Here is a 13788-nt window from a genome sequence, read left to right on the forward strand (position 1 = left end):
GTGCTCGAACTAGCACGGACGATGTCGGCGTGGTTCTTCGCCGAAGGAGAGTTCGTGCGCGTTACCTGAGCAAGCGCAGGAATGCTTGTAGCAGCGTCGGGACGGGGAGCCGGCGAACTCGCCGTGCTGCACTCGCCCGCTCAATCACTTCGCTATCCGCAGATGGTCTGTCGCATAGCCACGATAAGCGACGCCTGTCGCATCGGCGACGTTTTCCCAGCGCCGAGTGAGTGAATTTGTCAGATCCGCTTGCGGTGATCTCGCCCCCAGAAATCGCGGAGGGCGATCTGCCTTGATTTGGACGGCGCCGATCCGTGAGCGAACGCTTAGGGATGCGGCCGGCACCGGATGGCGGAGCGTCGAACAACGCGCATTGGCCGCTCGCTGCCCGACGCGGTCGCCCGAAACCGCCCCCCTTCTCGACCGCTAGTGCCGACGGGATGGAAACACATAACAGTACAAGAAAGCGCCTATCCATTCCTTACTCTACAGCCAAACTACGGCGAAAGCGGGAAAGCTCCGGGAGTCAGATCCGCATATTTAAAGACTACGCAATGACATCGGAACCATTAACAGAATTTCGAAAAGAGATTTGGAGAAAGTTGGAGGCTACGGACTTTCTCCAAGCCGTGGATTGCATCAGCTCGCTCGCAGCGATCTCGCGAGCCGTTTGTCGCAGTCGTCACACGATGTCAGTCCGCAATACTCCTTTGACGCGTCTCCGGCAGGAACAAGAATCCGATGACCAAAGACACGCCGGCGATCACGACCGGGTACCATACACCTGCATAGATGTTTCCGGTTGCTGCCACCAATGCGAAGGCGGTTGTCGGGAGAAAGCCGCCGAACCAACCGTTGCCTATGTGATATGGCAGTGACATCGCGGTGTACCGGATACGCGTGGGGAAGAGTTCGACAAGTGTCGCCGCAATCGGCCCGTAGACCATCGCAACCGTCAACACCAGTCCGACGAGCATCAGCAGGACCATCGGATAGTTAATGAGTTTCGGATCTGCTGTCGTGGGGTAGCCCACGGATTTAATAACTGCTCCCAGCCTGCCTTCAAAGTCCTTGACTAGCTTCGTGCCTTCTTTTTCGGCAGTGCCGGCGATTTCGACGCTATCGATCCGCGTATCTCCTACCCGAACGTATGCCACAGTGCCAGCGGGTGCGCCTTCATTCGAATAATTCACTGCCGAGCGCGCAAGGAATGACTTTGCGATATCGCACGACTTGGTAAAACTCGACGTACCTACAGGATTGAACTGGAACGAACAGCTAGACGGGTCAGCCACGACCGTCACGGGCGCGCTTTCCTGCGCCGCATAGAGCGCCGGGTTCGCGAACTTGGTGAGTCCATGGAAGATTGGAAAGTAAAGAACGATGGCAAGCAAGAATCCCAACAATATCACCGGCTTACGACCAAGCCGATCCGAAAGGGAACCGAAAAAGACAATCATTGGCGTGCCGATCAGCAGAGCTGCTGCGATCAGCAAATTAGCTGTGACAGGGTTGACCTTGAGCGTCTGCGTGAGAAAGAAGAGCGCATAAAACTGCCCCGCGTACCAGATGACAGCCTGGCCGGCAACCACACCGAACAGGGCAATCAACACGAGCCGAACATTCTTCCATTCACCGAATGCTTCCTTGATCGGCGCCTTCGACGTCGCGTTCTCGGCCTTCATCTTCAGAAACACCGGTGACTCGGACAGGGTGAGTCGAATCCACACAGAGATCGACACCAATACTATGGAGAAGACGAACGGGATGCGCCACGCCCAGTCGGAAAAACGCAGATTCACCCGCGATAAGACGCGTGCTGAGGATAACGAGAAGCGAGAGAAAGAATCCGAGTGTCGCGGTCGTTTGGATCCATGCGGTGTAGCCGCCACGTCTATGTCCAGGTGCATGTTCCGCGACGTAGGTAGCTGCGCCGCCATACTCCCCGCCCAAGGCAAGCCCTTGCATCAGTCGCAGCACAATCAGCAGCGCCGGGGCGGCGATGCCAATGCTCGCGTAGGTTGGCAAGACACCAACGAGAAACGTCGACGCACCCATCAATAGGATGGTCACTAGAAACGTGTACTTGCGACCGACCAGGTCACCCAGACGCCCAAACACCAGCGCGCCGAAAGGACGCACTGCAAAGCCAGCTGCGAATGCAAGCAGCGCGAAGATGAACGCTGCAGTTTCATTCACGCCGGAAAAGAACTGTTTTCCCACCACGGCCGCGAGCGACCCGTAGAGATAAAAGTCATACCACTCAAAGACAGTGCCGAGCGACGATGCAAATATGATTTTGCGTTCGTCGGAGGTCATTCGCCGCGATTCGTTAAGGGGAATGGCTGAGGTGTTCAAGGGCGTCTCCTACCAGGGTTCTCTACGATTCCATCTCGTTGGCGTGGGTTACTGGGTTTTATTCAAGCTCAGCATGTACTCGCGATCAGCTGCCGACAACGATTCGAGCCATTCAGCTTCCTCGCCGGGCTGGGGCAAAACCTGCCCATATTCAACCATGTTGGTCGGCGCCAGTTCCGAGATGTACGCCCACAGAAAACGTTTCTCCAGCGCCGTGATTGTGTGAATCGACTCAATAATGTCGGCGAGTAACGCACCTCTCTGTTCCTCGGTACGGCCTGCCCGGATATGTCCGTGCACGTACACCTGTTTGGTCTGGATCTGCACACCACCCATAAAATGCGATCCTGCCGGAATCTCGTTAAAGATCACTTGCGCAAAGAATCCTTGGGCGCCCGTCGCTTCGCTGTGCGCCCGCGTTATCTCTTTAGCGACTTTCTTTTGGTGTTCGGCGGACAGCAAATTCTGGGTTGCGGATACGATGTAAGTAGGCATCTGTCAGTCTCCAATAAGAATCGAACTCGACGGCAAGTGATTCCTGTGAGACTGCTCCCACCTGGAATCGATCGTCAGTAGATGTAGCTACAACTATTTGTCTGGACAGTCGCACGCAATTAGGGCGAGGTCTGACGCGTCAGATAGTTGTAGGTACATCTTATACGGCGAGCCGTGCATGTCAATACGGATTTCGCTCGTTCTCGGCGCGCCGCGGACTAGAATAAACCCTGCGCTTCCTACCTCAGCGGCACCTGTTGCAATGATTCCAACGCTTCCAGCAATTGCTTATTCGCCGGCCCTTTGAGGAAACGCTGAACATCGTCCTCGACGCGACGTTGAGCAATCTGCCAATATGGCTCCGCACTTCTAAGCTGCTTCACACCTTCCTTACTCAGGCGCGCTGATCGGTATCGTGCGTCCTCTTCCGGAGACACACTGACGCTCACCCATCCAGCGTTGATGAGCACCTTCAAATTTCGTGAGATCGTTGTCTTGTCTAGCGCCGCTTCCGCAGCGATCTCGTTATACGTCGCGACTCCAAGACGTTCTAATGCTCGCAGCAGCGAAAATTGCGTAATCTTCAAACCAACCGGCCGAAGCGCTTCGTCGTAGATACTTGTCAACTGGTTTGCCGAGCGCCGAAACTGTGTGCAGTAGCAATCGGTGAACATGGGATCCCCTTTCCTGTGTGTCTATGCCGGAAGTCCTTGGGAGCATCCGGTGGATAAAGATGCATATACATCCAATACAGCGCCAACATGACATCACATCACTCAGTTGTCAACCGCTAAATCTTCCTCCTGATTCACCAAAAGCCCGCACTGGGCGTCCCCAGCTCGCACGGCTCAATTGCGAACGACGACGACGGAGACGCCCACATCAAGGTGTGGTGCACCGTTCGCGCACGCGCCGGGACTCGTGGACTTGAATCTCGGAGCTCCTGCACGTAACCACCCGCGGAGGTCGGCGATCGAAATTGTTCAGTATCGTGAACAATGATTTTCCTTGAATCCGTTTGAATTAACGTTACCGGCTTCTACACTGAGGTCATGAGCAAATCACAGTTACGGTTCTTACTTCCAACAGGAGAAATCATGCCGCTCGTCAAGTTCGATATCCTCAAGGGCCGTACAGAAGCGCAAACCCGTGCAATGCTCGATGGCACCCATCGTGCCGTCGTCAATGCTTTTCAAGTTCCGGAACGCGACCGCTATCAAGTCGTGACTGAACATGACCCGGTGCATCTTATTGTTGAAGACACAGGGCTCGGAATCGAGCGCACCAAGTATATGATCGTGATTACGGTGATCACTCGACCGCGCGAACAGGCGGCAAAGCAACTCTTCTACAGGGAGCTCACCCGCGAGTTGCAGGAGCGTTGCCAAATTTCTCCTAGTGACGTGGTGGTCGCTTTGGTGACAAATTCCGATGCGGACTGGAGTTTCGGCCATGGGGTCGCACAGTTTCTCACTGGTGAGTTATGAATGGACATACCTCATGTCTCGTTGTACTAACTAGACATGAGACTACCCAAGTCTCCCACAGCATTTCTCGCGGCCAGGAGCTGTCAGCAGCTTCGGTCGTGCATCCGCGGCAGTGACACTGAAAAAGTGGTCTCCGTATCGCTTGATCGCGTTTCGATCGAGCCAGAATGGGCCTTGGCGATTTCGCTGGCAATGTAAAGGCCCAATCCGAGGCTACCGGCCCGCTCGTCTTCACTGCGACGCCCCGGCCCTCGCATAAGTGGATTGAAGATACGACCTAGCGTTGCGCTTTCGATCACAGCCCCGCGATTGCTGACGTCGATATGGACATGCGTTACGTCGCAAGTCACGGTCACGCGCACGGGCGTGTCCTGGGCCCCATACTTAATCGCGTTGAGAACGAGATTACCAAGCAATTGCTGCAGACGCGGACCATCCCAGTCCCCCTGCAAATCTCCACTCACGTTGAGTTCGATCTGCCTGTCAGGATGAATTGCACGTAACTCATCTACCTCGTCCGCAAGCACATCGGCCAGGTTCACGTCCGTCGGCGTTACGTTGATGCCTAAACCAAGTTTGGTCCGATTAAACTGTGTGAGGTCGTCAAGCAACCCCTGCATCCTTGCCCCACTGCGTATCAGGCGGCTGGCGGCCTTTGACACTTGCTCCCCTGCGTTGAGCAGCGCCAGGCACGACGCAGTGACCTGGATTGCTTGCAGAGGGCTGCGCATGTCGTGTCCCAGCATGCCAAGCAACAGGTTGCGGTTCTGCTCGACCTGCGCGCTGAAAGAAGTGACTGATTCGGCAAGTGCCTGATCGATCGCCTCATTAAAGCGAATGAGGTCGTCCAGGTCGGGGCCTTCGGGGTAGCAGTCGTCCATCCAGAGACGAAGCACGCTCGCGCGCAGGGCGCGATATTCCGCGGCGAGTTGGCTCACGCTGAAGCCGGAGCGCGCCCGAAGAACGCCATGCTTCTGAGCGGCTGTCTCTTCTGTCGGATCGATCAGTCCAGAGCCCCGCCCCATTGATTTTTCGCGTTGCGCTTCGCGGGTTTGCGAGGTGCACAAATCCGACGCCACGCCGCGCAGAATCTGCTCAACCTGCTCGCGCAACGCCAATGATTCCATGTGTTCCGCCGCCGGCAGAAGGGTGGACGCAAACGCCTCCCAATGCGCCGCTATCGGCTCCATGTCTCGCAATATAAAGTCTGCAAGTCGCATGTCTGCGTCTCAGAATCTCAATCGGCCGTCACTGTGGACCGGGCAGCGTATCCATCTTACTCGCAACTTGGTGACGCCCTTCGATCGCAAGCGCGCCGGTAGAGGCCGCAAGCTCTCGCGGCACTGCGCTTGTTTCTCGAATACTCACTGACTCTAAATCCCCAACTCTGACACGACAATTCGTGAGAAAACTGGATGGCTGCTCGTTCTTCAAAAAACACTCGATTGCGCTCGTCCTCTGCTCCCGTCTGCCAGTCTGCCGTGCAGCCATTCGTGCCTGGTCGTGGGGATCATTGTCGGCCGAACTGACGCGCCGCCCGCTTCAACGCCCCTCGCCTTTACACTGGTTCCCTAAGGTATTTAATTGATTCACGCGCGACAGTCCGTATCTCACAGCTGCGGGACCGGCAGCTACCAGGCGGCGTGAATGGCGGTGAGTTAGTCGGTGTGACGTCACTGTCGTCAGGGCCGCAATAATAACGAGGAGAACAGCCGTGTCTCGATTCAACCGTACCGAGGTCAAGTCCCTCCCCCCCTTTGAGACGGTCAGTGCAACCCGTCGGAGGCTTCTCGGGCTTGCTGGCGCCGGGGCCGTTGTGAGCCTCCTTCCAGCACACAGAAGCCGCCGTCGAACTCCTTGGTCTGCGGGTAGGTCTCGTTGGTGATGGTGGCGTCAGCGGCGACCATCAGCGGCGCGACGTCCTCGTTGATACCACCGCCGAACACATAGGCGCCCGCATCCTTCGCCTCTCTTATGACCGCGTGTGCCGCTTCGCCGACCGCAGCCATGTCTTCGTCGGAGATGTCCATCGCCGATTTGGGAAAGGAGATAAGGTACTTCGTCATCGTTCTGTCCTCCGGCTGTGAGTGTCGGTATTGGGTGCGAAGCCTACGTGCCATCGCGGGTTTGGCCGAAGTGCGTTCCGAGCGAGGCGACGGGCGAATGAAGGAAGCCAGCCGCTACAGCCGCTCGATCAAGCGTCCATCCCCCTGCTCGCAGTATTCATGGCACGCCGCACGTGCCGCGTTCGCCGCGCCATGCACGAAAAGCGGCGCATCCGCGCGTCGGGACATCGACACCACGATGGACGGCGGCGATGGCTGCAGCGGCAACTCCACCACCTCACCGCGCGCGATCAGATCATCGACGAACAGACGCGGAATCGCCGCCACGCCGAAGCCATCGCGTACGAGTCGCACGATAACGGAAATCGATGGTGAGCCGGTGATGCGCGTATCCGCGAGCGGTACGCCGTTCGCGAGCGCGAGCTTGCCGACGATGTCCTCCAGTGCACGATGCGGCGCCGTCCCGCGCCCGAATGTCAGGATCGGATGGCCCAGTACGCGCTTCGCGAGGCCGCTGCGCGAAAGCGGCAGCAACCCCGCGCGCGCTATCCAGTGCACCGGATAGTTCGCGAGCGCGTCACAGACAATCGATTCCTCGTCGCTGCCCTCCACGCGGATGATGAGATCGAGTTCCCCCGCCATCAGTCGCCGCTGCAGCACCACGCTCACGTCCACCGCAAGCTCCACTTCGAGCTGCGGGTAGTCCTTCGAGAGCCGCCGCATGTAGTCGGCGAGCCAGCTATGCACGACCGTCTCGATCACGCCGAGTCGCAGCTTGCCGCGCATCGTGTCTTCACGCGACGCGGCGGCCTGCAACTGGCGCGTCGCCTCGACCACGGCCTTCGCGTAACCGAGCAAATATTCGCCGCTCGGCGTGAGCCGAAAATCCCGGTTCTCACGATCGACGAGCACCGTCTGCAGTTCTTCCTCCAGTGCCTTGAGCCGTTGCGAAATCGCGGCGGGCGTGGCGTGCAGCGCGGTCGCCGTGGTCCGGAAGCTGCGCAGCTTGGCCAGCGTGACGAAGGTTTCGAGAAAGCGCGTATTCATAGTCCAGTGTGGCCGATGCAGCGGGACGAACCCGCTTCAAAATCTCAACGTGACCCGGGAAAACCCGCGATTCCGTTAAGAAATTCTATCCACGAGACCCAAAGAAAACTAGTTGGCGTCAAATTTTCTTCTTTTCTATGCTTTCGCTAACGGTAGGCAAACGCAGCGCCCGCCGCAGACGACCAGATGCAACCGCCAGAGCACGCTGACACCATGACTCCACTCGAATTCCGCCACGCCGTACGCCATCGCGACTTCCGTGGCCCGACGGCCGGCCATTGCGGCGACTATGCGCAGGCGAATCTCGCGATCCTGCCCGCGGCTCACGCGCACGATTTCCTGCGCTTTTGCCACGCGAATCCAAAGCCGTGTCCGCTGCTCGGCGTAGGCGAGCCCGGCGACTTCCGCGTGCCGGTGCTCGGGCGCGACATCGATATCCGCACCGATGTGCCCGCGTACAACGTGTATCGCGACGGCGATCTGAGCGAGCGCGTCGAATCGATCGAAGCGCTCTGGCAGGACGATTTCGTTTTGTTCGCAATCGGCTGCTCGTTCTCGTTCGAGCACATGCTCGCGAAGGAAGGCATCGGGCTGCGTCACGTCGAAGAAGGCCGCAACGTGCCGATGTACCGCACCAGCATCACGAACCGGCGCGCAGGCGTGTTCGGCGGCGAACTCGTCGTGTCGATGCGGCCGCTGCGCGGCGCCGACGCGATCCGTGCCGTGCAGATCACGAGCCGCTTCCCGGGCGTGCACGGCGCGCCTGTGCATATCGGCGATCCGGCGGAACTCGGCATTGCCGATCTCGCGCGCCCTGAGTTCGGTGATGCAGTGACGATCCACGCGGGCGAACTGCCCGTCTACTGGGCCTGCGGCGTGACGCCGCAAACCGCGCTCATGGCAGCGAAGCTGCCGATCGCGATCGCCCACGCGCCGGGCCACATGCTGATGACGGACATCACCAACGCCTCGCTGGCCGTGTTCTGACCGTCGTGGCGGCCTCAGCCGCCAAGCATCCCCGCGATTCGCGACACCTGAAGCCATCCGGCCATTCGGCCCGGAGGGAATGACGCATCCCTACACCCGTGCGTGGCTTCGATCCTTACCCATGCGTCTATCCACAGGAGCCACCGATGGACAGCAAGACACTGACGGCGAGCATCGACGATGCCGCCGACACGCAGACCACGACGGAAACCCCACAGCTTTCCTGGTACGCCGAAGCCGGTCCGCGCGCAAGGCGCGCATTCTGGAGCTGCAAGGTCGGCTACATGCTCGACGGCATGGACACGCAGATGCTGTCCTTCGTGATCCCGACGCTCGTCGCCACCTGGGGCATCACGCTCGCCGACGCGGGCTTCATCGGCACCATGACGCTGCTGTCCTCCGCGCTCGGCGGCTGGATCGCCGGGATTCTTTCCGATCGCATCGGCCGCGTGCGCACCCTGCAGCTCACCGTGCTGTGGTTCGCGCTGTTCACGGGCCTGTGCGGTCTCGCGCAAAACTACGGCCAGTTGCTCGCAGCCCGCACCCTGATGGGTTTCGGCTTCGGCGGCGAATGGACCGCCGGCGCGGTGCTGATCGGCGAAGTGATCCGCGCCCGCGATCGCGGCAAGGCAGTGGGTCTCGTTCAGTCGGGCTGGGCGCTCGGCTGGGGCATGGCCGCCCTGCTCTATGCGGTGATGTTCTCCGTGATGGAGCCTGAAATCGCCTGGCGCACGTTGTTTCTCATCGGTCTCGTCCCCGCACTGCTCGTGCTCGTCATCCGCCGATACGTCAAGGAACCCGAAGTATTCGAACACGCCAGGGTCAGGCAGGAGAACACGCAGGACAAGCCGCGCTTCACGGAGATCTTCTCGCCCACGCTTCTTTCGACGACGCTGCGCGCCGCCCTTCTCACCACGGGCGCACAGGGCGGCTATTACGCGATCACGACCTGGCTGCCGACGTACCTCAAGACCGAGCGTCATCTCACGGTGATGGGCACGGGCGGCTATCTGGCGATGATCATCGCCGGCTCCTACGCGGGCTATCTGTGCAGCGCGTGGCTCACGGACCGCATCGGCCGCAAGCCGAACTTCATCCTGTTCGCGATGGGATCCATGGCGATCGCCTTCGCCTACACCTCGCTGCCGCTCACGAACGGCTCGATGCTGTGGCTCGGCTTTCCGCTCGGCTTCTTCGCATCGGGCATTTTCTCGGGCATGGGTGCGTTTCTCACCGAACTGTTTCCGACCCGCGTGCGCGGCTCGGGCCAAGGCTTTTGCTACAACGTCGGCCGCGCGATCGGCGCGCTGTTCCCGGTGCTGATCGGCACGCTGTCCAGTCGCTTCGGCCTGGGGACGAGCATCGGCATCTTCGCCGTCGCTGCGTATGGCGTGCTGATCATCGCCGCCCTCACCTTGCCCGAGACGCGCGGCCGCGAACTCGACGCGGCCTGAAATCGAGCCTCGCGCATTTCACTTTTCTTCCAAATCAGACGACACCATGAAGCACCATCACGCCTCCGATGTTTGCATGCCGTCCCGCTGGCAGTTCTGGATTGACCGAGGCGGCACGTTCACCGATATCGTCGCGCGCCGCCCGGACGGCACGCTCACCACGCACAAGCTGCTCTCCGAGAACCCGGAACAGTATCGCGATGCGGCGGTCGCCGGCATTCGCCATCTGCTCGGCCTGCAATCCGGCGAGCCGATCACCCCGCGCGACGTCGAAATGGTCAAGATGGGCACGACGGTCGCCACCAACGCGCTGCTCGAACGCAAGGGCGAACCCGTGGCGCTCGTCACCACGCGGGGCTTTCGCGACGTGCTGCGCATCGCTTATCAGAACCGTCCGCGCCTGTTCGATCTCGACATCGCGTTGCCTGAAGCGCTCTTTGAGCGCGTCGTAGAAATCGACGAACGCATGAGCGCGCAAGGCGAGGTCGTCGTGGCGCTCGATCTTGCGAAAGCCGAGTGCGCTCTGCGCGAGGTGCACGACACGGGCATGCGCGCACTCGCGATCGTGCTGATCCACGGGTATCGCCACACCGCGCATGAACGCGAGCTCGCCGGGATCGCGCGCCGCATCGGATTCACACAGGTCTCCGTCTCGCACGAAGTGTCGCCGCTGATGAAGATGGTCTCGCGCGGCGATACGACCGTGGTCGATGCCTATCTGTCGCCGATCCTGCACCGATACGTCGAACAGGTCGCGAGCGAGATGCCAGGCGTGAACCTGCAGTTCATGCAAAGCAGCGGCGGACTGACGCGCGCGGATGTCTTCCAGGGCAAGGACGCGATTCTCTCCGGACCGGCGGGCGGTATCGTCGGCATGGTGCGCACGGCCCAGGCAGCGGGCTTCGAGCGCGTGATCGGCTTCGACATGGGCGGCACGTCGACGGATGTCTCCCACTTCAACGGCGAATTCGAGCGCGTGTTCGAAACGCAAGTGGCAGGCGTGCGCATGCGCGCGCCGATGATGAGCATCCACACCGTGGCGGCGGGCGGCGGATCGGTGCTCGGCTTCGACGGCGCCCGCCTGCGTGTCGGCCCCGATTCGGCCGGCGCCAATCCGGGTCCGGCGGCGTATCGGCGTGGCGGCCCGCTGGCGGTCACCGACTGCAACGTGATGCTCGGCAAGATTCAGCCCGACTATTTCCCGCGCGTCTTCGGTCCGAACGCGAACGAGCCGCTCGATCGCGAAGCCGTCGCCGAACGCTTTCAGTCACTCGCCGATGAAATCTTCGCGGCGACAGGCCGGCGCCGCACGCCGGAGGAACTCGCGGAAGGCTATCTGGAGATCGCCATTGGCAGCATGGCCAACGCGATCAAGAAAATTTCCGTGCAACGCGGCCATGACGTCTCGCAGTATGTGCTGACGACGTTCGGCGGCGCGGGCGGCCAGCATGCGTGCGGCGTAGCCGACGCGCTCGGCATGACTCGCGTGTTCGCGCATCCGCTCGCGGGCGTGCTCTCCGCCTACGGCATGGGCCTCGCGGACCAGACCGCGATGCGCGAGCGGGCGTTGGAGATTGCGCTCGAACCGTCGTCGCTCGCCGCACTGGAAGCCGCCCTCGACGCGCTCGCCGCCGATGCGACCGCCGCACTGCTCGAACAGGGCGTGGACGCCGCGCGCATCACGACCGAGCGACATGTCCATCTGCGCTATCAGGGCACCGATTCCTCAATTGCCGTGCCGGCGGGCACCTTCGATGCGATGCGCGCCGCGTTCGAAGCGGCGTACCGTCAACGCTATGCGTTTCTGATGGCGGAGACGCCGCTCATCGCGGAGCTTGCCTCCGTCGAAGCGATCGGCCATTCCGACGCGCCCGTCGATGCAGCTCACCTGCCGCGGCGTGCGGCGCACGACACGCCGCACGCGCAGAGCATCGTGCGCATGTATTCCGGCGGACGCTGGCACGACGCGGCGCTCTATTGGCGTGACACGCTTTGCGCGGGCGACACGCTCGACGGCCCGGCGATCATCGCGGAGAAGAACGGCACGACCGTGGTCGAGCCGGGATGGCAGGCCGCGCTGACCGCGCAGGGCAACGTGGTGATGACGCGCGTCGAGCCGCTGCCGACGCGCCGCTCGATCGGCACGGAGGCCGACCCCGTGCGCCTCGAAATCTTCAACAACCTGTTCATGTCGATCGCCGAGCAGATGGGATTGCGCCTGCAAAACACGGCGTATTCGGTGAACATCAAGGAGCGTCTCGACTTCTCGTGCGCGATCTTCGATGCCGCCGGCAATCTGATCGCGAACGCGCCGCACATGCCCGTGCATCTGGGATCGATGGGCGAGAGCATCAAGACCGTCATCGAGCGCAATCGCGGCGCGATGCGCGACGGCGATGTGTTCATGCTCAACGATCCGTATCACGGCGGCACGCACTTGCCCGACGTGACCGTCATCACGCCCGTGTTCGTCGACGGTTCGGCCGAGCCGCTCTTCTACGTCGGCTCGCGCGGCCATCATGCGGATATCGGCGGCATCACGCCCGGATCGATGCCGGCTGCCTCGTCGCATATCGAGGAAGAAGGTGTGCTGATCGATAACTGGCAGCTCGTGTCCGCAGGTACGCTGCGCGACGCCGAAACACGCGCGCTGCTCGCCTCCGGCCGCTATCCGGCACGCAATGTCCCGCAGAACATGGCCGATCTGCGCGCGCAGATCGCAGCGAACCAGAAGGGCGTGGACGAACTGCGCCGCATGGTCGCGCAATTCGGCCGCGACGTGGTGCTCGCCTTCATGCAGCACGTGCAGGACAACGCCGAAGAAGCCGTGCGCCGCGTGATCGGCGCGCTCAAGGACGGCGCGTACCGTTACGAACTCGATAACGGCGCGGTCATCGACGTCGCCATTCGCGTCGATGCAGCGACGCGCAGCGCGACCGTCGACTTCAGCGGAACCTCCGCGCAACTGCCGAACAACTTCAACGCACCGAAGGCGGTCTGCATGGCAGCCGTGCTGTATGTGTTCCGCACGCTCGTCGGCGACGACATTCCGCTCAACGCGGGTTGCCTGAAGCCGCTCTCGGTGATCGTCCCGGACCGCTCGATGCTCAATCCGGTCTATCCGGCAGCGGTGGTCTCGGGCAACGTGGAGACGTCGTCCGCGATTACAAATGCACTCTATGGTGCGCTGGGCATCGTTGCATCCAGCCAGGGCACGATGAACAACTTCACGTTCGGCGACGCGCATTACCAGTACTACGAGACGATCGCGGGCGGCAGCGGCGCGGGCGAAGGTTTCTGCGGCGTCGACGCGGTACAGACGCATATGACCAATTCGCGGCTGACCGACCCCGAAGTGCTCGAATGGCGCTATCCCGTGCGGCTCGAGTCGCACCGCATCCGCGCGGAGTCGGGCGGCGCAGGACGCTGGCGCGGCGGTAACGGTGCGATCCGGCGCATCCGCTTTCTCGCGCCGATGACTGCGTCGATACTCTCGAACAACCGCATTCACGCGCCTTTCGGTGCGGCAGGCGGACACGCGGGAAGGCGCGGCAGCAATCGCGTCGAGCGCGCGGGCGGTGAGGTCGTCGCATTGGGCCATATCGCGAGCGTCGAGATGAGCGCGGGCGATGTGTTCGTGGTGGAAACACCGGGTGGAGGCGGCTTCGGGGAAGCATAGACACGTTTCCGCGGGCCGTGCGCGCGGTACGGCCCGCGGCGTCGGGACCTGATCTTTCATGCCCGTCCTTGGCATCGTGTTCTCCTTCTGGATGCATGCCGAGAGACCGTTGCCCCCCGGATGACGGGCCGAACCTGGAACCGGTCACGACGGCTGCATAGTTCGCGGAGACCATATCTCACGCGAACCTCAGCGCCGGCGAGCGATAATACGGC

General features: G+C 61.3%; 9 protein-coding genes and 2 pseudogenes. 4 read left to right on the forward strand and 7 right to left on the reverse strand.

Annotation, left to right across the window (positions count from 1 at the left end; genetic code table 11):
- Positions 1 to 692: 692 nt before the first annotated feature.
- The 4 genes and pseudogenes from AWB74_RS48715 to AWB74_RS35495 all read right to left on the reverse strand — a co-directional run.
- A pseudogene (locus tag AWB74_RS48715) lies at positions 693 to 1040 on the reverse strand (MFS transporter); the annotation flags it as partial.
- Positions 1041 to 1123: 83 nt separating this feature from the next.
- Positions 1124 to 2319 (reverse strand): annotated as a pseudogene (locus tag AWB74_RS35485) (MFS transporter); the annotation flags it as partial.
- An 87-nt stretch (positions 2320 to 2406) separates the two neighbouring features.
- Positions 2407 to 2853 carry a tautomerase family protein gene (locus AWB74_RS35490; RefSeq protein ID WP_061151295.1) on the reverse strand — a complete coding sequence of 149 codons (447 nt, stop codon included), beginning with the start codon at positions 2851 to 2853 and terminating at the stop codon, positions 2407 to 2409.
- Between the two features lie 239 nt (positions 2854 to 3092).
- Positions 3093 to 3527, reverse strand: coding sequence for a MarR family winged helix-turn-helix transcriptional regulator (locus AWB74_RS35495; RefSeq protein WP_061151296.1), 435 nt, complete (start codon positions 3525 to 3527; stop codon positions 3093 to 3095).
- Positions 3528 to 3950: 423 nt separating this feature from the next.
- On the opposite strand from AWB74_RS35495, the gene AWB74_RS35500 reads away from it, so the two are divergent.
- Positions 3951 to 4340: a tautomerase family protein gene (locus AWB74_RS35500; RefSeq protein WP_061151297.1), complete on the forward strand. Its 390-nt coding sequence runs from the start codon at positions 3951 to 3953 to the stop codon at positions 4338 to 4340.
- A gap of 83 nt (positions 4341 to 4423) precedes the next feature.
- Here the strand turns inward: AWB74_RS35500 and AWB74_RS35505 are convergent, their stop codons facing one another.
- From AWB74_RS35505 to AWB74_RS35515, 3 genes are all read right to left on the reverse strand, one after another.
- Entirely contained in the window at positions 4424 to 5560 is a 1137-nt protein-coding gene (locus tag AWB74_RS35505; protein ID WP_061151298.1) for a sensor histidine kinase, read from the reverse strand.
- Positions 5561 to 6106: 546 nt separating this feature from the next.
- Entirely contained in the window at positions 6107 to 6406 is a 300-nt protein-coding gene (locus AWB74_RS35510) for a YciI family protein (protein ID WP_235024803.1), read from the reverse strand.
- A gap of 114 nt (positions 6407 to 6520) precedes the next feature.
- Entirely contained in the window at positions 6521 to 7453 is a 933-nt protein-coding gene (locus tag AWB74_RS35515; RefSeq protein WP_061151299.1) for a LysR family transcriptional regulator, read from the reverse strand.
- A 186-nt stretch (positions 7454 to 7639) separates the two neighbouring features.
- Between AWB74_RS35515 and AWB74_RS35520 the strand changes: the two genes are divergently transcribed.
- The 3 genes from AWB74_RS35520 (at position 7640) to AWB74_RS35530 (ending at position 13573) form a co-directional block, all read left to right on the forward strand.
- The gene (locus AWB74_RS35520; RefSeq protein WP_268811231.1) at positions 7640 to 8440 is read left to right on the forward strand and encodes a putative hydro-lyase; all 801 of its coding nucleotides are present in this window, start codon (positions 7640 to 7642) and stop codon (positions 8438 to 8440) included.
- Between the two features lie 146 nt (positions 8441 to 8586).
- A complete protein-coding gene (locus tag AWB74_RS35525) occupies positions 8587 to 9894 on the forward strand; it encodes an MFS transporter (protein ID WP_061151301.1) in 1308 nt (435 codons plus the stop codon).
- Between the two features lie 46 nt (positions 9895 to 9940).
- Positions 9941 to 13573, forward strand: coding sequence for a hydantoinase B/oxoprolinase family protein (locus tag AWB74_RS35530; RefSeq protein WP_061151302.1), 3633 nt, complete (start codon positions 9941 to 9943; stop codon positions 13571 to 13573).
- The last annotated feature ends 215 nt before the right edge of the window (positions 13574 to 13788 follow it).

Source organism: Caballeronia arvi, assembly GCF_001544695.2.
Classification (GTDB): Bacteria; Pseudomonadota; Gammaproteobacteria; order Burkholderiales; family Burkholderiaceae; genus Caballeronia; species Caballeronia arvi.